Here is a 20,316-nt window from a genome sequence, read left to right on the forward strand (position 1 = left end):
TCGATGACAGCGCGCGTTTTGATGTTTCAGGGCACCGGCTCTGACGTCGGCAAGTCACTGATGGTGGCGGGGCTTGCCCGTGCCTTCACCCGCCGTGGCCTTTCCGTCATGCCGTTCAAGCCGCAAAACATGTCCAACAATGCCGCCGTCACCGCAGATGGTGGTGAAATCGGCAGGGCGCAGGCTTTGCAGGCGCGGGCGGCGGGTGTCGCCCTTTCCGTACATATGAACCCGGTGCTACTGAAGCCGCAAAGCGAAACCGGCGCGCAGGTGGTGGTGCAGGGCAAGGTGATCGGCAACGCCAAGGCGGCGGATTATCAGCATATGAAAGCGGGCCTGATGCCGCGTGTCCTGGAAAGTTTCGAACATCTGAAGGCCCAAGCCAACCTCGTTCTGGTGGAGGGTGCAGGCAGCGCATCGGAAGTCAATCTTCGCGCCAACGATATTGCCAATATGGGCTTTGCCCGAGCCGCGGATGCACCTGTCATCCTCATCGGCGATATCGATCGCGGTGGCGTCATCGCCAGCCTTGTTGGCACGAAAACGGTTCTAGATGCGGCAGACGCAGCGATGATCGAGGGCTTCATTGTCAATCGCTTCAGAGGTGATCCAACCCTGTTCGATGACGGCATGCGCATCATCCAGGACAAAACCGGCTGGAGCCCGATTGGTCTTCTGCCCCATTTTGCCGACGCCAGCCGCTTGCCCGCCGAAGATGCATTGGGTTTAACGGCACAAGGACAGCGCAAACCGGGCGCAAAAATCCGCATCGCAGTTCCCATCCTGCCGCATATCTCAAACTTCGATGACCTCGACCCGCTGGAGGCTGAGCCCCATGTCGAACTGATTCGCGTGCGGCCGGGTGATGTCATTCCAGCAGATTGCGCACTGGTGCTTCTATGCGGCTCGAAATCCACAATCGCTGACCTGACCACGCTGAAAAATTCAGGTTTCGATGTGGATATCAAAGCTCATCTACGCCGAGGCAGCTATGTGCTCGGCCTTTGTGGCGGCTACCAGATGCTAGGCAACACCGTTGCTGATCCAGACGGCATCGAAGGTGCAAATCTCACGATCGATGGGCTGGGATTGTTGAATGTCGACACCGTCCTGACCGGCGATAAACGGCTCATCTCCGTCACCGGCCAGAGCTTCGATGGAATATCCTTCTCCGGCTATGAAATGCATGTCGGTGTAACCGACGGACCAGATGTCACCCGCCCGTTCTCCACCATCGGCAACCACACCGAAGGCGCGATTTCAGTGGATGGTCGCGTTTATGGCACTTATATCCACGGCCTGTTCGCCGACGATAATCAGCGTAGCGCCTGGCTGAAGCGCCTGGGCAGCGAAAGCTCGACGCTCAATTACGAAGAACAGGTGGATGCCGTACTGGACAGGCTGGCTGACCATATGGAGCGCCATCTCAATCTGGATGCCCTATGGGCTATAGCGCGATGACAGCGGCGATTACGCCGAAGAAACAAATCAACATCGCATCTGCAACACGGGTCAGTTTCAAGGCCTGACGAATATCGGCAGCGGTCAAATCCCGTCGCCCGCCTTCACCCATAAACCGCGCCTCGATCATCTGCCCGCCATAGGAGCGGGGACCGGCGAGCGCAAATCCAAGTGCTCCGGCAAGCGCTGCCTCCGGCCATCCGGCATTGGGCGAGCGATGATGCCGCGCATCGCGAAAAATGGCGTTCACGCCCTCGCGTGGCGACGCACCTTTTACAAAAAAAGCGGACAGAACGAAAAGTAAGCCAGTAAGTCGCGAAGCGGGAAGGTTGACGAGATCATCCAGCCGCGCAGAGGCCCAGCCGAATGCCTCGTGACGGGCGGAGCGATGACCGATCATGCTGTCTGCCGTGTTGATGGCCTTGTAACCCGCACCACCGGGCAATCCCAGAAGCCCGAGCCATAGGGAAGGCGCGACGATGCCATCGGAAAAATTTTCTGCCAGACTTTCTATTGCCGCCCGGCACACGGCGGCTTCATCCAGCTTTTCCGGATCACGCCCCACGATCATCGACACCGCCTTGCGGCCACCTTCGATGCCGTCACGCTCTAGAGCAAGGGCCACGGCCGCAACATGCTGCTCCAGGCTTTTCTGCGCAGGTAGCGATGCGCCGAGCACCGCCACGATCAACAGACCAAGAGGTAGCCATAGAAGTGTTGATTGCAACACCCAGGCAATCAGCACCGTCGAAGCCAGAAAAATGATCAGTGCGGCCACACCCATGCCCTTGCGACGCGAAAATGAATCACTCTCCCGGTTCCATTTTTTATCGAGGAGGGCGATAAGCGAACCGATCCATGTCACGGGATGGCCGATGCGCTTGAACAGCCAGTCGGGATAGCCGACAAGGCGTTCGATCAGCAGGGACAGGAAAGCGAGAGCGAAGAACATGGGCGAGAGGGTACCAGAAAAAGCGCAACCGGCGATCCGCCATGGGGGCAACCTAGGCTACGCGCGCCAGCTTTATCCACAGGCACCCGAACCATGGATCGACCTTTCCACCGGGATCAATCCGCACTCCTACCCGCATTCGCCCATTCCCGCCAGCGTCTTTGCCCGCCTGCCAGAACCGGATGCCGTAGAAAAACTGAGAGATGTAGCCGCAACGGCGTTCGGCGCGCCCTGCGCAACGCACGTCGTGGCTGCTCCCGGCACGCAAATGCTGATGCCGTTGCTGGCGCAATTGTCCGTCCAGAGGGGCGCTAAAACGTGCGGTGTGCTGTCTCCCGCCTATGCCGAACACGCCCGCACCGCCCGCATGGCCGGGCTTTCTGTCACCGAAGTCTCTGATATCAAGGACCTCTTTGCTTTCGATTACGTCGTTGTCATCAACCCAAACAATCCAGATGGGCGGGTGATAGAGCGTGCATCCTTGCTGGCACTGGCCGAGGCCATGCGCAAAAGAGACGGATTGCTCGTGGTCGATGAAGCCTTCATCGAAACCGGCTGCGCCGAAAGCATTGCAGACGCGGCGACCTCAAGCAGCCTCGTCGTCTTGCGCTCCTTCGGCAAATTTTACGGCATGGCAGGCGTCCGCCTTGGCTTCGCCATCGTCCACCCCGATATCGCCGCAGACCTCGAAGCACGACTGGGACCGTGGGCCGTGTCCGGCCCGGCTTTGCACATTGCGACGGAAGCGCTGGCGGACACGCCGTGGCGCGAAATAATGAGACTCCGGCTAAAGGATGAATCGGCGAGGCTGAACGAGATGCTGAGAAAAACCGGTTTGACGATCGCCGGGGGTATATCGCTCTTTACGCTTGTTCGCGATGAGCGGGTACCGCACCTGTTTGTCCACCTGATGCAACACGGCATTCTGACGCGCATCTTTGATGAGAGACTCGCAGATATGCGTTTTGGACGTCCCGGAGAAGAGGCCGGGTGGGCGAGACTGGAAGCGGCGTTGGCTGCGTTCTAAAGCAACGCGATCATCCCAATTCGACGCCATCTTCGGGCTTGACCCGAGGATAACGGTAGAGGGGGCGGCGAACCCGTTACGTCTTATCCCCTGAACAAATAAGCCTCAATCGTTTCAGGCTTCATCTCAATCGAAAAACCTGCCATTTTCGGCGGCATGTAGGCAGCATCCTTGATGTCGCAGGGCTCGATGAAATGCTCGTGCAGATGGTCGACATATTCGATCACCCGACCTTCCTTTGTGCCTGAGACGACGAGATAATCGATCATCGACAGATGCTGCACATATTCGCAAAGCCCGACACCGCCTGCATGCGGCCAGACGGGTAGGTCATATTTCGCGGCGATCAACAGCACGGCCAGCACTTCATTGAGGCCACCCATACGGCAGGAATCGATCTGCACGACGTCGATCGCACCTTCGGCGATGAACTGCTTGAACATGATACGGTTCTGGCACATTTCGCCAGTCGCCACCTTTACCGAACCGATCGCCTTGCGAATCTTGCGGTGACCTGCGATGTCGTCCGGGCTCGTCGGCTCTTCGATAAAGAACGGCTTGGCGAAAGCAAGCTTATTGACCCACTCGATGGCCTGATCGACTTCCCAGACCTGGTTGGCATCGATCATCAGATAGCGATCGGGGCCGATCACTTCGCGGGCGATTGTGAGGCGGCGGATGTCGTCTTCGAGATCACGCCCAACCTTCATCTTCACGTGATTGAAGCCAGCATCAATTGCCTCTTGGCAAAGGCGACGCAGCTTTTTGTCGCCGTAACCCAGCCAACCGGCGGAGGTCGTATAGCAGGCGTAACCCTCTTTTTTCAGGATTTCGACGCGCTCTGCCTTACCGGTTTCGGCTTTCTTCAAAATCGCCAGCGCATCGTCGCGCGTCAGCACATCTGTCAGATAGCGGTAATCAACGATATCGGCGATTTGCTCCGGGCTCATATCGGCCACCAGTTGCCAGACAGGCTTACCCGCCTGTTTTGCCAGCAAATCCCACACTGCATTGACGACGGCACCTGTGGCCAGATGCATGGCACCCTTGTCCGGCCCAATCCAGCGCAACTGGCTATCACCCGTCAGATGCCCCCAATATTTGCCGGGATTTTCCACCACGGTGGAAAGATCAGTACCAACAACCAGATGGCGCATCGCTTCGATGGCCATGCAGCAAATCTCGTTGCCGCGACCGATGGTGAAGGTCAAACCATGGCCTTTCAGGGCGGCATCATCGGTATCGAGAATGACATAGGCGGCGGAATAATCCGGATCGGGGTTCATCGCATCCGAGCCATCGAGGCTTTGCGAGGTGGGAAAGCGCAAATCGAAAACGCGCAAATCAGTAATCTTGGTCATGGCCTCACTCGCAGTCGGGGGTCACAGAATGTCTTGTTGTTGCAGGTCTCAGGCGACTTCCACCATGCCTTTGATGACACCGGCCTTGGGGTTGGTCAGGTCGGCAAAGCGGGCAGGAACGTCGGCCAGCGTCATACGGTGGGTAATCAGCGCTTCCGGTACTTTGCCGGAACGTTGCGCCTCAAGCACCACTTCGAAGTCCTCAAGCGTCGCGTTGCGGCTGCCCAGCAATGTGGTTTCACGCTTGTGGAATTCGGGATCATTGAAGCTGATATCGCTGGCGACGATCGACACAAGCACATAGGAACCGCCATGGCCGACAAAGGAAAAGCCACGCTCCATGGCTTTCGGATTGCCGGTGGCATCAAACACTGCGTCGAAGAAATCACCACCGGTAATCTTGGAAAGATGATCCTTGTCACCCTCGCCAAGGGTGACGACATTCGAGACGCCCAGTTGGTCTTTGCAGAACGTCAACCGGTCTTCGCGGCTGTCGATCATCGTCACCACACTGCCATTCAACACCGCAAAAACCGCAACAGCCATGCCGATGGGTCCGGCACCGACAATCAGTACGTGCTGATCCGCCTTGACCGCACCACGACGGACCGCATGTGCGCCGATCGCCAGAAATTCCGTCATCGCCGCCTGATCGAGGCTGAGACCCTCGGCCTTCAATACGAATTGCTGCGGAACACTCAGATATTCCACCATGCCACCATCGCGGTGTACGCCCAATACGCCGATGTTGCGGCAGCAATTGCTCTTACCTTTCAGGCAAGCGCTGCAATGGCCACAGGAAATGTAGGGAATGATGGTGACGATATCGCCAGCAGACAGCGCACTTCCATCCGGTGCCTCTTCCACCGTCCCGGACAATTCATGCCCCATGATGCGGGGATAGGAAAGGTAAGGCTGATTGCCGGTGAAGATATGCAAATCCGTACCGCACACGCCGATACGGCGGATACGCACCAGAACTTCACCCTCGCCGCGGTGCGGCTTGGGCAATTCCTTGGCTGATAGAAGCCCGGGCTTATCGCAAAAAATCGCCAGCATATGTCACCTGTCAGAAAGAGAATAAAAACGCACGGCATTGCCGCCAAATACCGCAGCATGGTCGGCAGCGGGCACGATGTCACGGCTGAAATCCAGCCACGCCTGGTAATCGCCAGCCAGTCGCAAGACGGGCCAGTCACTGCCAAACATCACCCGTTCAGCACCGAACAGTTCGATAATGGTTTCCGCATAGGGTCTCACCGCCTCCTGCTTTTGATCACCGCGTTCAGTCAGCAGACCTGAGAGCTTGCAATGGACATGGGGAAGGGCCGCCAAAGCCGCCATGTCCCTGCGCCAATTGCCGTAATGACCGCTCGCAATCAAAGGCTTTGCGCCGTGATCGATGACGATCGGGAGCCCGGTGTGGCGGGTCGCAAAGGCAAGCAAATGCGGCAAGTGTTGAGGAAGAACCAGGGCATCGAAAACAAGGCCGTGATCGATCAAGGCTGCAACAGCCGGATCGAGGGCCGGATCTTCGATCCAGCTTACATCGGCGATTTCCTGCAACATCGGTCGCACGCCCTTGAAAGCGGGATGGGAGCGGCTGGCAATCTGTTCAGGCGCATCCGGTGCCTTCATATCGACCCAGCCGACAACGCCTTTGATGAAAGAATGCTTGTCGGCCAGTGCCAACATGAAATCCGTATCAGCAGCCGTTTCCATCGTCTGCACCAGCACCGTACCGGTTACGCCCGCCTGCCGCATCAACGGCAGCAGATCGTCGGGAAGAAAATCCCTGTAGATGGCCTCCAAAGACGGCTGCGGCCATTGGTCTGCACGGTCCTTCAAAAGCCAGAAATGCTGGTGGGCGTCGATCAGCATGGTCAGACCCTGCCTCCCGGCACCGGCGCACCCTCCGCAATCAGCTCCCGCCTTTGAAGCTCTCTCCAGAATTCCGGCGGAATATCCTGCTCGAACCATTCGATGTTGGCAGACAGTTGCTGCGCGTTGCGTGCACCAGACACTACCGTGACCGCAGCGGCATGCGCCAGCGGAAATTGCAGCGCAGCAGCCTGCAACGAGACGCCAAGCTCTTCGCAAACATCGTGGAGAGCATCGACCTTGGCCAGAATATCGGTTGGCGCGTCCTCATAATTGAACTTGCGGTTGCCCGCCAGAATACCGGAATTGAACGCGCCTGCGACGACAATGGCGACGCCGCGTGTAGCACATGTATTGAGGAAATCGAGGCTGCTCTGTTCCAGCAGCGTATAGCGCCCCGCGAGCATCGCAACATCGATGTCGAACACCTCCATTGCGCTACGGACGACTTCCCATTCGTTGACGCCAAGGCCAACGGCACCCGTAGAGCCTTCGTCACGCAGTCTCGCAAGTGCCTTGAAACCACCGCCTGATGTCAGCTGGTCCCAGTAGTGCTGATGCTTGTCGCCGTGGGTGAAAGGACCGATATCGTGAATATAAAGGATATCCGGCTTCAGAATACCAAGCCGCTGCTGGCTGGCCTCGAAGGAGCGCAGGATACCATCATGGGAGTAATCATAGACCGGACGGAAGGGCAGGGGCGCGATATAGGCATCCTCTTCCGGGCCCACCGTATCATCCGGTACCATGACACGCCCAACCTTAGTGCTCAGCGTATAATCGCCGCGCTCATGCTCCGTCACCATCGTACCCAGACGACGCTCGGAGCGGGTATAGCCGTAGAAGGGTGCGGTATCGAAATAACGTATGCCGTGCTGCCACGCCGTGTCGAAAGCGCCCTTGGATTCCGCATAGGGTGTGACGCGATAAAGATTGCCCATCTGTGCGCAACCAAGGCCCATCACGGTCACATCCACATCACGGCGGGGGATTTTACGTTTTTCGAAGACTTTCATCGCGGCACTTTCGAAAGCTAATTCTTGGTAGTTGATATTTTTGGGACGTCATCCTCGGGCCTGTCCCGAGGATCCATTCACGTCGCAAAAAACGAGACGTTGGCAGATGCTCGGGACAAGCTCGAGCATGACGTCAAGTAGACTTAATAAAGAACGTTCTTGGCTTCCGGCTTGTCGATGTTGTCCTTTGTTACCACCACGACGCCGGTGTCCACGAACTTCTCGACTTTCTCCTTGGCAATCAGCTTGGAGATGGTCTGAACACCCAGTTCACCCATCTGGTAGGAACCCTGCACCACGATACCTGCTAGCGTGCCGTCCTTGACGAAGCCCTGAAGGTCCTGGTTGCCATCGAAGCCAATGGCAACAACCTTGCCCGCCTTGCCGGATTGCGCCAGCGCACGGCCGACGCCGATGGCAGTCGGTTCATTGGCACCGAAAATGCCCTTGAGATCGGAATTGGCGGCCAGCACGTCTGTCGTCTGGTTCAGCGCCGTCGCCATCTGCGACTGGGAATAATACGGGCCGACGATCTGGAGCTTGGAGTTGGCCTTGATGTAATCCGTGAAACCGCCAACGCGACCGATTTCAGAACCGGCACCGGCAACATAGGACATGACCGCGATCTTGCCTTCCTTGCCAACCTTTTCGATCAGCGCCTGGGCTGCCAACTCGCCGGCCTTTTTGTTATCGGTCGCGAGGAAGGACTGGTAATATTGCTCGGCACCCTTGGCGAGTTGCGAGTCTACGATGACCACGGGGATGCGGGCTTCCCAGGCCTTTTTCACGGCAGGAACCAGCGCGTCCGGATCGGAAGGCGCCAGAACAATGCCTGCGACCTTACGGTTGACGGCATTTTCCACCATGTTGACTTGATCGGCGATGGCTGATTCCGAGGCCGGACCCTGGAAGGTCATCGTGTTGCCCTTGGAGTCCTTGATCGCAGCATCTGCACCCTTCTGGACGTTCTGCCAGAAGGTGGAATTCACAGTCTTGACGATGACGGCAATTTCACCGGCCTGAACGGTGGAAACGCTCCACAGCGCAATCACGGATGTCAAAAGAGCAGTCGTAAGCTTTTTCATGTTTTCCTCCATTGTGCCGGCGTAGCGATATCTCCTCGTCACCATGCCGGTTTCCCGCGGAAAAGGTCCGCACCCCTATAGATCATCGGCGGTTGCGCAGCTGGTCGATCCAGACCGTACCGAGAATAACCAGACCGATGATAATTTGCTGCGTGAAGGCCGAAACACCGTTCATGTTGAGGCCATTGCGCAAAATACCGATGACGAAGGCACCGATAGCCGTGCCAGAAATCGTGCCGACACCACCAATAAGGGATGTGCCACCGATGACGGCACTGGCGATGGCATCGAGCTCATACATCACGCCCTCGTTCGGCTGCGCCGTGACAAGGCGGGACATCAGCACGCAGCCAGTCAAACCCGCCAGCGTGCCTGACAGCACGTAGGTAAAATTGGTGACGCGGGCGACGTTGACGCCGGACAGCCGGGCAGCTTCCGCATTCGAGCCTACCGCATAGATGTGCCTTCCCAGCACCGAGCGGTTCAGCATGAAGGAAACGGCAATCGCGATCACGATCATCAGAATGACGGGGTAGGGAATGCCGGGGAACACCACATTCGGAAACCCGTCATCGCCGATGTTGACGATGCGAAACAAAGCGCCGTTGCCCAGCACACCAAAGGACTCACCAAGGCCGGAAACGGCCCGCGCACCGGTGATTTGCAGCGCAACGCCGCGGGCGATCAGCATCATGCCGAGTGTTGCGATAAACGGCGGCAGCTTGAAGCGCGTGACCAGCAGGCCATTGATAAGGCCGCACAGAGAACCCGTCAGAATGCCGAAGAACATGCCAACCGGCACCGGCATGCCCAGCTCTTTTACCGCAAGAGCTGCGACCACACCTGCCAGCGCCAGCACCGAGCCCACCGAAAGATCAATGCCACCAGTGATGATAACGCAGGTCGCGCCGATGCCGAGCAGGGCAATCGACGTCACTTGCAAGGCAATCGTCATGGCGTTGTTGACGGTGAAGAACGCATTGCTGGTGGCTGAAAACACGATCGTCAGAAGCACCAGACTGCCCAGTGCAGCGAACTTCTGGATGATGTCCTTCTGCCGGTCGCTGAAGGAAAAACGTTTGGGTGTTTCTGGACTAACCGACATGTCTATCTCCGCTGCTATAGCCGGAGGCATAGCGCATGATTTCTTCCTGATTGGTCTTGGCCGTTTCCAGAATTCCGGTAATTCTGCCTTCGTGGAACACCGCAATCCTGTCCGTCAGCCCCAGCACCTCCGGCAGTTCGGAGCTGATGAGAATGACGCCGATGCCCTTGGCAGCCAGCTCATCCATGATTTGGTAAATCGCGAACTTTGCACCGACGTCGATGCCGCGCGTCGGCTCATCGAAGAACAAAACGCGAGACTGGCGAAACAGCCATTTGCCAATGATGATCTTCTGCTGGTTACCGCCGGATAAAAGCCGCACCGTCTGCTTGATGGAGGGTGTCCGAATATTCAAAAGGTCGACGTAGCGCTTGGCAACCTCGTCATGTTTCTTAAAATCGATCAGTCCGAGGCGGCTCGACACAGCTTCCATATTGGCCAGCGACGTGTTGGCGGCGACCGACATCTTGATGGCGAGACCATCGGTCTTCCGGTCTTCGGAGAGATAGGCTATCCCGTTTTCAATCGCATCCTGTGGCGACTTGATGGACAAGGTACGTCCCTCGAAGGTGACCGTTCCCGCGTCAAAGGCATCGGCTCCGAAAATGGCCCGCGCCACCTCGGTGCGACCGGCGCCCATCAAACCTGCGAACCCTAAGATTTCCCCACGCCGAAGCTCGAAACTGACATCGTGAAACACGCCGGTGCGCGTCAGACCTTCAACCGCGAAAATCACCTCATCGGTTGGCTTGGATGTTCGCTCTGGAAACTTCTCCTCCAGTGACCGGCCGACCATTCGGGTGACGATATCGTCAACCGTAACAGCCGTGAAATCATCGGTCGAGATATGACGCCCATCGCGCAGAACGGTCACGCGATCAACGATCTCTGCCATCTCGTCCAGACGGTGCGAGATATAGACGATGCCGACACCCGATGCCTTGAGATCACGGATGACCTTGAACAAGAGCCGCGTTTCCTGCTCCGTCAACGACGAGGTCGGCTCGTCCATGATCAGAACTTCCGCATCGAGAGACAATGCCTTGGCGATCTCCACCATCTGACATTGGGCGACCGAGAGGCCGCGCACCAGTTGGTCAGGGTTGAGATCGACGCCGAGCCGGTCGAGACAGCGCTTGGCATCAGTGCGCAGCTTTTTGCGATCGACAAGAAATGCCTTTTTCGGCTCGCGCGCCAGATAGATGTTTTCGGCGATGCTCAAATGCGGAACGAGGTTCAGTTCCTGATGGATTATGGCAATGCCAGCCGCCTCCGATTCCAGCGGTGAGGCGTACTGAACCTTTTCGCCCTTGTGCAAAATGGTGCCGCTGGTGGGTTGGTACACACCACTGACGATCTTCATCAGAGTTGATTTTCCAGCGCCGTTCTCACCGCAAACGGCATGCACCTCACCAGAACGCAGATCGAAATGCACGTCGCTCAGCGCTTTGACGCCCGGGAATTCCTTGCTGATATTGTCCAGGCGAAGCACAACGCGACCATGCTCACGCACAGCGTTATCGCCAACAATTTCGTCCTGAGCAGTCGATGCGCGATGCGACATCCAGATCCTCCCGATAGCGCCCTAACTCCACCCAAGACGCTGCGAATAGGCGGAATGGTTAGGCCGCATTTTTATCTTGGTCAAGCCAATTTTGGAATGCGTGGGAGACGAGCGTCATTTGATATTGATGGATCAGAAGAAATATAAAAAATTATATCACATTTTCAATGTCATAAACATTATCTTGCGTCTATTCGATGTTGAGGATACGGTAAGGCCAAATCTTAAGGTGTGCGCTGGTCGCGCAGAACTCATATCAATGGTCAGGCCAAAATTATGGAGCCGCGCAGGCTTTATCAGCAGATTGCGGATCAGATCCGAGAATTGATCGAGAGCGGAGAATTTCAGACGGGTTCAAGGCTTCCGCCGGAGCGTGAGCTGGCGCAACGGCTAGGCGTCTCGCGTCCGTCTCTTCGCGAAGGGTTGATCGCGCTGGAAATCGATGGAAGCGTCGAAATCCGCATGGGCTCCGGCGTCTATGTCCTACCCGAACCAGTGCAGCCAAGCACGCGAACGAAATCGCTGGGCGAAAGCCCGACGGAATTGATGCAAGCGCGGGCGGCTCTTGAAGGCACCACCATCGTGCTTGCCGCCAGCCGCATCGATACAGACGCGCTGGAGACATTGCGATCCACGCTGGATGCGATGCGCAATGAAATAGAGGCTGGACGCAAGCCGCTGGATCAGGACCGGCAATTCCATGTGATCATTGCCGAGCAATCTGGCAACAGCGTCCTTGCACGTCTTATCGCGGATTTGTTTGACGAGCGTCATAGCCCGATGTCGGCACAGTTTCGGGTCAAGTTCGAAGACAAGGATACGTGGACATTCGCCTTGCAGGAGCATGAGGCAATTCTTGCTGCTCTGGAGGTGAAAGATCCATTGTTGGCTCAATCGACCATGCACAGCCATTTGGACAGTTCCAGACGACGATGGGTCGAGAACTAAAAATGCCCGCTTGAAAGAGCACATTCGCGAGGAGGAGACCGCGTGACAGACAATTCGGAAGCAACCATTCTGCTCAACACCCGTGATAATGTCGCGGTAGCACGCCGTTCGATACAGCCGGGCGGAGCAACCGGTCGTGGTGACCTTATGACAAAGGAACTAATCGGGCGAGGGCACAAGGTTGCCTTGAACAGCATTAAAACCGGCGAGGAAGTGCTGAAATACGGTCAGGTCATCGGCATGGCAACGCAGGATATCGAGTCTGGCCGTCTCGTGCACCTGCACAATCTCGCCATGGTCCCTTCGGAACATGCTCACCAGTTCAGTGTCGATATCGAAGAAAAAGGAATGCTGCCGCTCGATCAGCGCCGCACTTTCATGGGCTTCGACCGAGGAACGGGTGGCGTTGGGACACGCAACTATATCGGCGTCATTGCATCGGTAAACTGTTCCGCCACCGTGTCGCGCTACATTGCCGACTATTTCAACCGCGACGGCGGACTTGACGGTTTCGACAATATCGACGGCGTTGTGGCTTTGACCCACAGCACAGGCTGCGCGATAAACACCAAGTCGGAAGGTTACCGGCTGCTGATCCGCACCATCCAGGGGTATGCTCGCCATCCCAATTTCGGCGGCATTTTGCTGATCGGGCTTGGCTGCGAAACCAACCAGATTGCGCCCATTCTCGAACATTACAAGATGGAGGAGGGCGAGCGCCTTCGCACCATGACCATCCAACAGCACGGGGGCACACGCAAAACCATCGAAGCGGCCATCGCCCAGATCAAAGACATGTTACCGGGCGTAAATGCCGCGAGACGAACGGAACAACCACTGTCTGCGCTCAAGGTCGCGTTGGAGTGCGGCGGGTCCGACGGTTACTCGGGCATCTCCGCCAATCCAGCACTCGGCTACGCGTCCGACCTCATCGTGCAAAATGGCGGCACGACGGTTCTGGCTGAAACGCCTGAAATCTATGGGGCCGAACATCTGCTGACCCGCCGCGCCGTGACGCCTGCGGTGGCGGAAAAGCTGCTGCAACGCATTGACTGGTGGCGGGATTACACGGCCCGCAACGGCGACGAGTTGAACAATAACCCATCCCATGGCAACAAGCTGGGCGGACTGACCACCATTCTCGAAAAATCACTGGGTGCCGTGGCCAAGGGTGGCTCGATGCCGCTCAAGGCTGTCTACGAATTTGCCGAAACGGTTACCGAACCCGGTTTCGTCTTCATGGATACGCCAGGCTACGATCCCGTCGCGGTCACGGGTCAGGTAGCAGGTGGCTGCAATGTCATCTGTTTCACCACAGGCCGAGGCTCCGTCTCTGGCTTTAAACCATCCCCTTGCATCAAGATCGCCACCAACTCCGAAATGTATGAGCACATGAAGGAGGATATGGATATCAACTGCGGCGAGATCGTTACTGGGCAAGAGACTATTCAAGAATCCGGCAAACGAATTTTTGAGCACATCATCGCTGTTGCTTCAGGCGACAAAACCGTAAGCGAAATCTACGATTATGGGGATAATGAATTCGTGCCATGGCAGGTGGGTTCTGTGACCTAGGGCCTGTCCCACGTGAAACATAGGGGAAGAATACGAGGAAAGGCGTAGCCAAACCTCGTCAACCCCGGCCCTTCACAACATCCCCTAAATCACAATCATGATCCTCGGGATGAACTCGAGGATCATATTGGAGAAATCCGGCTGAGTGTCGGGCCTACTCAGTGCTTGAAGTGGCGCATGCCCGTAAACACCATCGCCACTCCATGCGCGTTGGCTGCATCGATGACATCCTGATCTCGCATCGAACCACCCGGCTGGATAACAGCGGTGGCACCTGCCGCGATCGCTGCCAGCAGACCATCGGCAAACGGATAAAACGCCTCGGATGCTACGGCGGACCCCTTGGTGAGAGGCTCTGCCAGTCCCATGGCCTTGGCGGCATCTTCAGCCTTTTGCGCGGCAATGCGCGCTGAATCGATACGGCTCATCTGGCCGGCACCAATACCGGCGGTCTGTCCATCCTTGGCATAGATCACCGCATTGGATTTCACATGCTTGGCGATCTTGAAGGCGAACTTCATATCCTCAAGCTCTTGCGGCGTTGGCGCACGATTGGTCACGACCTTGAGGTCGAGGTCTTCGACCATGCCATTGTCACGGCTCTGCACCAGAAGACCACCGGATACGGTTTTCGCTGTGAGACCGGGAGCGCGCGCATCCGGCAGGCCACCGGCGGAGAGAAGGCGCAGGTTCGACTTACGGGCAACGATCAGCTTTGCTTCTTCGGTTACGTCAGGCGCAATAATGACTTCGGTGAAGAGCTGGATGATTTCTTCGGCCGTCTCAGCGTCGAGCGTCCGGTTCAGCGCAATCACACCGCCAAACGCCGACACAGGATCGCAGGCGAGGGCACGCTTATAGGCATCCAGCAATGTCGCACCAGTGGCCACGCCACATGGATTTGCGTGCTTGATGATCGCGACGGCTGGCGCATTTTCCGGCAGGAATTCGGCAACCAGCTCGTAGGCTGCATCCGTGTCGTTGATATTGTTGTATGAAAGCTGCTTGCCCTGCAAAAGCGTCGCCGTGGCAACACCTGGGCGCTTGTCTCCCGTCAGATAGAAACCGGCGCTCTGGTGCGGGTTTTCGCCGTAGCGCATCTTTTCCTTGAGCACACCACCGATCGCGCGGTAATGCGGCGTCTCGATGGACAGGGCTTCGGCAAACCAGTTGGAGATCACGGCGTCATAGGCAGCCGTTCTGGCGTAGGCTTTCGCAGCAAAACGCTGACGCAATGCATAGCTCGTCTGACCGTCATCGGCTTGCAGCGCCTCCAGCAGTTCCGGATAATCGCTGGGATCGGTCAAGACCGTGACATAGGCATGGTTTTTGGCCGAAGCACGGATCATCGCCGGGCCACCAATATCAATGTTTTCCACCGTCGTTGGATAATCACCACCCTTGGCGCGGACCTCCTCAAAAGGATAGAGATTGATCACGGAAAGATCGATCGCTTCGATGCCGTGTGCGCGCATCGCCTCAACATGCTCCGCATCGTCACGGATCGCCAGCAAACCGCCATGGACATTGGGGTGCAACGTCTTGACGCGACCATCCATAATTTCCGGAAACTTGGTAATATCGGAAACGTCAGTGACTGGAAGACCCGCATCGGCAATGGCCTTGGACGTGCCGCCCGTCGACAAAAGCTTTACGCCGAGCTTGACCAACGCGCCTGCCAATTCGATGATATCCGTCTTGTCCGAGACCGAGAGCAGCGCAGTGCGGATTTTGACCTTGTCAGGAGCGGGAATTTTCTTGGAAACGACAGCCATGTGAGAACACTCCGTGATGCGGAAAAGACAGGCCGGAGAGCGACCCATCCGGCGGTTGCCGCCGCGTTAGCACAGCTTGGCGCAATAATAAACCTGCACCGGCGTGTTGGCCCACGAATCAAACGGTATATGAGAAAGCGCAACGCAAAAGGCTACGGCTTCTTTTCGATCAGCCAGCGAACTTCCGGTGTGTCCAAAGGGCTAAAGGGAATCTCGATCTGCTGCGAGGGACGTATGCCAGAGGCATCGGCCATAAAAACATCCTCGGCGATCGTGACAATTTGACCCGGCGCTGAAAACACCCAGCCTGTGCCATCAGCGGCACTCATCAAGACGGTTTCCTGATCCACCTGTACAAGATTGATAGACGGGTGAATGTGGAAACGGGAGACGGCGCTAACAGGCAGGGTGGTTCGTTTTTTGCCGTCCTGGGACAAGAAAACGGCGTCTCGACCTTTTATCTTGGTGCCAGCAGCATTCAGCTCCAACTCCCGCTCATGAAGATATCCGAGTTTCCTGAGATAACCGTCATGTGATGCCGTCAGCACATCGCTACCCTTCTGGTCGGTCTGTCGCTCGACATTCACGTCGGTAATACCCGGCATCATGATGGGTCCAAGAAGACGTGAGCGGGAAAGACGCGAAGATGAGGTATCGTTGAGGGTGACAGTGGAATGCGCGGCCGTCGACCGGCTAGCGCGTCTGAAATCCTTGGCCGCCTGGGGTGGAAAACCGGAATTGACAATGAACCGGTTGCGAACAGAGGAAAGCTCGAATGACAAGCAGCCGCAATGGGCACCTTTCGAAAGCTCCAGTGTCTGCGGAAGCCCGGTATCAACGATAACAACTGTGCTGCCAGCCGAAAGCCGCTGATAACCGACATCAGGCAGCGCTCGTGAGGGCCTTCCAGATGTTTCGTCATAGCGCAGTACGGACGCCAGTTCATTGGCGAGCGTCACCGTCGCCCCGTTGAAAAGCGCAAGATCACCATCTTGATGGCGAAAGAAACGAATGGCTGGAAACATGCGGTCGATTGCAGGCACGAGCCCGGGTGGGACATCATGGCCGAGATTGATATAGCTCTGCCGCAGAGGCAAGAGATCCAGCAGCAGATCCAGCATGACGCGCGGGTTGCGCGACACATGGCCACCATCCGGCAGAACCTGTCGCTCCAGCTCACGATCGAGTTTCACGCCGAAACGCGCAATTTTTGCCGCCCTATACGGTAGGGAAATCGACGCGACGGCCAAAGCGATGCGGATTTTCAGGCGAATTTCGCCGTCCGGCGCATATTTTGCAACGAGGCTGAGATAGCGAACGTGGTAGCCGAGGCATTTCAGAAAACGGCGATAAAACACCGCATCCGCCTTTTGTAGAACGACCGGAGAATGCGACAACCAAGCAATCAATCTCTGCGCTGCAATCTCGGGAGCCCAGGCGACACCTTTGATCCTGCGCCCGTGATGGGCGATCCAGTCAGAGACCAGAAATCGCGCGCGGGCGCAGGCCTCATCAGATTTGCTGGCACGAACATGCCGCAACCAGCCAAAGGCGTGGAGTTTTTCCTCAAAGGCCGCAGATGGCATCTCTAACGAAAACGGCGATGCTCCGCGCGTTTCCAAGATACGGCCCGTGAGCGCTATGCGCCCATATACCAGTTCCTGAGCAACGTAAGGATCAACCGCACGTAAATCCGTGGGTGCTGCAACAAGACCGCTGGGTGCACGATCGGCAAGCTTCAAAAACCGCAGGCGTGACGGCGCGAGGCCGATCATGATGCGATTTCGGAGTGTGCGTATAAAAAGCCCCGCAACACTCAAGCTGCTGTTCAGGGATATTGCCAAACCTGCGTTTCCCGCCCGCCCGAAGACTTGTTCTGTTTCAGTTGCACGGCATGAAATCTCGGTCGATTTTCCTGCCAGCATGTCATTGAAGGGATTGAGAGCGACCTTGTGCGTCCAGACGTCCGCACAGCCCTCAGAGAAAGGACGTCATATTGCGAATGCGACATTGTTCAATATGTCATGAAAAACTTCATATTTTGTAAACAATCCAAAGCAGCAGCAAGCACGCCATGATCACCCAATGGGAATCCGGCTCAAGGTTCAGGAAGAATAAGCTATTTTAATTCACACGGAGAACCGTTGCGTAGAAACCGTCTACGCCCCCGAACATATCGGGCGTCGTGCGAAGGTCACCGTTTCCATTGATCGCAATTTCCATGTCTGGAAAATCACTTTTGGAGGCCGGAACGCGTTGGAGCGATGGCTCGCTTTTTAGAACCTTGGCGACCATGTCTTCGCCTTCTGAAGGATCGAGCGAGCAATTGGAGAAGACAACGATACCGCCGGGTTTCACCATGGTGATGGCGTGGCGAAGCATCTGTTCCTGCAAGGTCGCGAGCTTGGAAATGTCTTTTTCGTCTTTGGTCCAGCAAACATCCGGGTGCTTGCGCAAGGTGCCTGTGGAAGAGCAGGGCGCATCCAGAAGTACGGCATCGAACAATTCATCCGGCTGGAATTTCAGCATGTTGATCTCGATCGTCTCTGCTTGCAGCTGTAGGCGATCCAGATTCTCACGAAGACGTTTCAGACGGTTTCCCGATTGATCCAGGGCGGTAACCTCAGCACCTGCAAGAACGAGCTGCGCCGTCTTCCCACCGGGGGCCGCGCAAAGATCGGCCACACGTTTGCCAGCGAGATTGCCCATCAGTCGCACCGGCATGCTCGCGGAGAAATCCTGCACCCACCATTCGCCGTTGGTAAAGCCATCCAGCCCGGAAACAGAGCCTTCGAAGGAACCGAGCCGAACGCTACCATTCGGCATCACGGTCCCATTTAGCTTTGCTGCCCAATGATCAGGGTCGGATTTCACCGTGACATCGATGACTGACGGAATGAGCTGCGCCTCGGCCATACGTGCCGCTGCGTCCGTGCCGTAAACCTTAACCAGCTTGGCATAAAACCATTCGGGCAGAACGGGTATGGCACTGACAGCTTGTAAGATATCGTCTTTCTCACGTCCCAAACGCCGCAAGACAGCGTTGACGAGTTTGACGAAACGACGGTTGCGTGGGTCTCGATGCGCCTGTTCGACCGCAAGATCGACGGCGGAATGATCCGGAACATCCAGATAAAGCATCTGCGTGACACCCACCACCAGAACATGGTGCAGCGACCGCGCGCCTTGCGGCAGCGGGCCGTCCAGCAACATCCCGAGAACCGCTTCGATACGGGGTAGGTGTCGGAGAGATGTATTGACGATTGCCCGAACCAGAGCGCGGTCGGCAAGACTGAGAGCGCGGTACGCTGGATTGCCATTTTCCGCATCCAGCATGCCATCCAGCGACGTCTTCTTGTCCAAGACCGCCGAGATGATCTTGACAGCTGTCACACGCGTAGCAAGCCCTGGTTTCCAGTCTTCGGCAAAAGACGCGGCTTCGTTGTTTCCACCAGACGGCTTACGTTTGTGTTGTTTTGCCGGCTTGGCAGAGGAGTTCGATGTCAAGACCAGGGACCTTTGCGTTCATTTTGATCGCCTTTTCCAATACCAATGTTTGGAACAGAGCGTGATTTGCGGACCGGATTAGCACTTGTCGGACGATAGGTCGATGCCTGCGCAAAATCCTGCGACATGGCGTGAAGCGCAGCGATGCGATTTTCCGTATTCGGGTGCGTCGAAAACAGATTGTCCATGCGTTCGCCGGACAGCGGATTGATGATGAACATGTGCGCGGTCGCCGGGTTTCGTTCTGCATCATCATTGTGAATCTGCTTTGCGGCACCGGCAATCTTTTGCAGCGCGGATGCAAGCCACATCGGATTCCCGCAAATCTCCGCACCACGACGGTCGGCGGAATATTCCCGCGTCCGACTGATGGCCATCTGCACCAGCATCGCCGCCAAAGGTGCCACGATCATCGCAACCAAAACGCCAATAAACCCGAGCGGATTGTTGTTCTCGCGATTTCCACCAAAAAAGAATGCAAAATTGCCCAGCATGGAAATAGCACCGGCAAGGGTTGCCGTGATGGTCATCGTCAACGTGTCGCGGTTCTGGATATGCGCCAACTCATGCGCCATGACCCCGGCAACCTCTTGCGGCGTCAATTGCTCCATCAATCCGGTTGAAGCGGCAACAGCGGCATTTTGCGGATTGCGACCCGTAGCAAAAGCGTTGGGTTGTGGGCTGTCGTAAACATAGACCTTGGGCATCGGCAGTCCAGCATTGTGTGAAAGATCGCGAATCATCGCAAAAAAATCTGGCGCGTTTCGTTCATCGATTTCCTGGGCGTGATAGGCCTTCAGAACCATCTTGTCTGAATTCCAGTAAGAAAACAGATTCATGCCAGCTGCGAACAGCAAAGCAATCGTCATACCTCCCGTACCGCCGATCAAGAAACCAATCCCCATGAACAAAGCGGTCATGAACGCCAACAACATGGCCGTGCGCATCAGGTTCATCTAAAAATCTCCGTTCAAAGGTGAAATGACTTATCAAGCCATTGCGACTTCTATAATCTGGTTACGAACGAATGCATTTCAATATGCTGTCATAAGGCCCTGA

The 20,316-nt window shown here is 56.5% G+C and carries 16 protein-coding genes; 4 read left to right on the forward strand and 12 right to left on the reverse strand.

What is annotated here, in order from left to right; all coding sequences use genetic code 11:
• Positions 1 to 3 precede the first annotated feature (3 nt).
• Complete coding sequence (locus tag DSM25558_RS11665) at positions 4 to 1,461, forward strand: cobyric acid synthase (RefSeq protein ID WP_077104926.1); 1,458 nt, start codon at positions 4 to 6, stop codon at positions 1,459 to 1,461.
• Here the strand turns inward: DSM25558_RS11665 and cbiB are convergent.
• Positions 1,448 to 2,413, reverse strand: a complete 966-nt coding sequence (gene cbiB, locus DSM25558_RS11670; RefSeq protein WP_077104928.1) for an adenosylcobinamide-phosphate synthase CbiB — start codon at positions 2,411 to 2,413, stop codon at positions 1,448 to 1,450. The two genes, DSM25558_RS11665 and cbiB, sit on opposite strands and share 14 nt — an antisense overlap.
• Here cbiB and cobD point away from each other — a divergent pair.
• A complete protein-coding gene (gene cobD / locus DSM25558_RS11675) occupies positions 2,412 to 3,440 on the forward strand; it encodes a threonine-phosphate decarboxylase CobD (RefSeq protein ID WP_077104930.1) in 1,029 nt (342 codons plus the stop codon). The genes cbiB and cobD overlap by 2 nt on opposite strands.
• Before the next feature lie 83 nt (positions 3,441 to 3,523).
• Here the strand turns inward: cobD and DSM25558_RS11680 are convergent, their stop codons facing one another.
• The 7 genes from DSM25558_RS11680 to DSM25558_RS11710 all read right to left on the reverse strand — a co-directional run bounded on the left by DSM25558_RS11680 (position 3,524) and on the right by DSM25558_RS11710 (position 11,452).
• Positions 3,524 to 4,801 (reverse strand): L-fuconate dehydratase, encoded by a 1,278-nt coding sequence (locus DSM25558_RS11680; protein WP_077104931.1) that lies wholly within the window; start codon positions 4,799 to 4,801, stop codon positions 3,524 to 3,526.
• Positions 4,802 to 4,849: 48 nt separating this feature from the next.
• Complete coding sequence (locus DSM25558_RS11685; RefSeq protein ID WP_077104933.1) at positions 4,850 to 5,860, reverse strand: zinc-binding alcohol dehydrogenase family protein; 1,011 nt, start codon at positions 5,858 to 5,860, stop codon at positions 4,850 to 4,852.
• A gap of 3 nt (positions 5,861 to 5,863) precedes the next feature.
• Entirely contained in the window at positions 5,864 to 6,682 is an 819-nt protein-coding gene (locus DSM25558_RS11690; RefSeq protein WP_077104935.1) for an amidohydrolase family protein, read from the reverse strand.
• A gap of 2 nt (positions 6,683 to 6,684) precedes the next feature.
• Positions 6,685 to 7,698 carry an aldo/keto reductase gene (locus tag DSM25558_RS11695; protein ID WP_077104937.1) on the reverse strand — a complete coding sequence of 338 codons (1,014 nt, stop codon included), beginning with the start codon at positions 7,696 to 7,698 and terminating at the stop codon, positions 6,685 to 6,687.
• A 143-nt stretch (positions 7,699 to 7,841) separates the two neighbouring features.
• Entirely contained in the window at positions 7,842 to 8,783 is a 942-nt protein-coding gene (locus DSM25558_RS11700; RefSeq protein WP_077105007.1) for an ABC transporter substrate-binding protein, read from the reverse strand.
• 82 nt (positions 8,784 to 8,865) lie between these two features.
• Positions 8,866 to 9,888 (reverse strand): ABC transporter permease, encoded by a 1,023-nt coding sequence (locus DSM25558_RS11705; RefSeq protein ID WP_077104939.1) that lies wholly within the window; start codon positions 9,886 to 9,888, stop codon positions 8,866 to 8,868.
• Positions 9,878 to 11,452 (reverse strand): sugar ABC transporter ATP-binding protein, encoded by a 1,575-nt coding sequence (locus DSM25558_RS11710; protein ID WP_083716421.1) that lies wholly within the window; start codon positions 11,450 to 11,452, stop codon positions 9,878 to 9,880. The genes DSM25558_RS11705 and DSM25558_RS11710 overlap by 11 nt, the downstream gene beginning before the upstream one ends.
• Positions 11,453 to 11,707: 255 nt before the next feature.
• On the opposite strand from DSM25558_RS11710, the gene DSM25558_RS11715 reads away from it, so the two are divergent.
• A complete protein-coding gene (locus tag DSM25558_RS11715) occupies positions 11,708 to 12,400 on the forward strand; it encodes a FadR/GntR family transcriptional regulator (RefSeq protein WP_077105009.1) in 693 nt (230 codons plus the stop codon).
• 42 nt (positions 12,401 to 12,442) lie between these two features.
• A complete protein-coding gene (locus tag DSM25558_RS11720) occupies positions 12,443 to 13,975 on the forward strand; it encodes a UxaA family hydrolase (RefSeq protein ID WP_077104941.1) in 1,533 nt (510 codons plus the stop codon).
• 158 nt (positions 13,976 to 14,133) lie between these two features.
• Here the strand turns inward: DSM25558_RS11720 and purH are convergent, their stop codons facing one another.
• From purH to htpX, 4 genes are all read right to left on the reverse strand, one after another.
• On the reverse strand, positions 14,134 to 15,750 hold the full coding sequence (purH, locus tag DSM25558_RS11725) for a bifunctional phosphoribosylaminoimidazolecarboxamide formyltransferase/IMP cyclohydrolase (protein WP_077104942.1): 1,617 nt from the start codon (positions 15,748 to 15,750) through the stop codon (positions 14,134 to 14,136).
• Positions 15,751 to 15,902: 152 nt separating this feature from the next.
• Positions 15,903 to 17,525: a heparinase II/III family protein gene (locus DSM25558_RS11730; protein WP_143240086.1), complete on the reverse strand. Its 1,623-nt coding sequence runs from the start codon at positions 17,523 to 17,525 to the stop codon at positions 15,903 to 15,905.
• A gap of 349 nt (positions 17,526 to 17,874) precedes the next feature.
• Positions 17,875 to 19,263, reverse strand: a complete 1,389-nt coding sequence (locus tag DSM25558_RS11735; protein ID WP_200800746.1) for an RsmB/NOP family class I SAM-dependent RNA methyltransferase — start codon at positions 19,261 to 19,263, stop codon at positions 17,875 to 17,877.
• Positions 19,254 to 20,213: a zinc metalloprotease HtpX gene (gene htpX, locus DSM25558_RS11740; RefSeq protein WP_077104945.1), complete on the reverse strand. Its 960-nt coding sequence runs from the start codon at positions 20,211 to 20,213 to the stop codon at positions 19,254 to 19,256. The genes DSM25558_RS11735 and htpX overlap by 10 nt, the downstream gene beginning before the upstream one ends.
• Between the last annotated feature and the right edge of the window lie 103 nt (positions 20,214 to 20,316).

Origin of the sequence: Agrobacterium sp. DSM 25558 (genome assembly GCF_900100825.1) — a bacterium.
In the GTDB taxonomy this organism is placed as follows: Bacteria; Pseudomonadota; Alphaproteobacteria; order Rhizobiales; family Rhizobiaceae; genus Agrobacterium.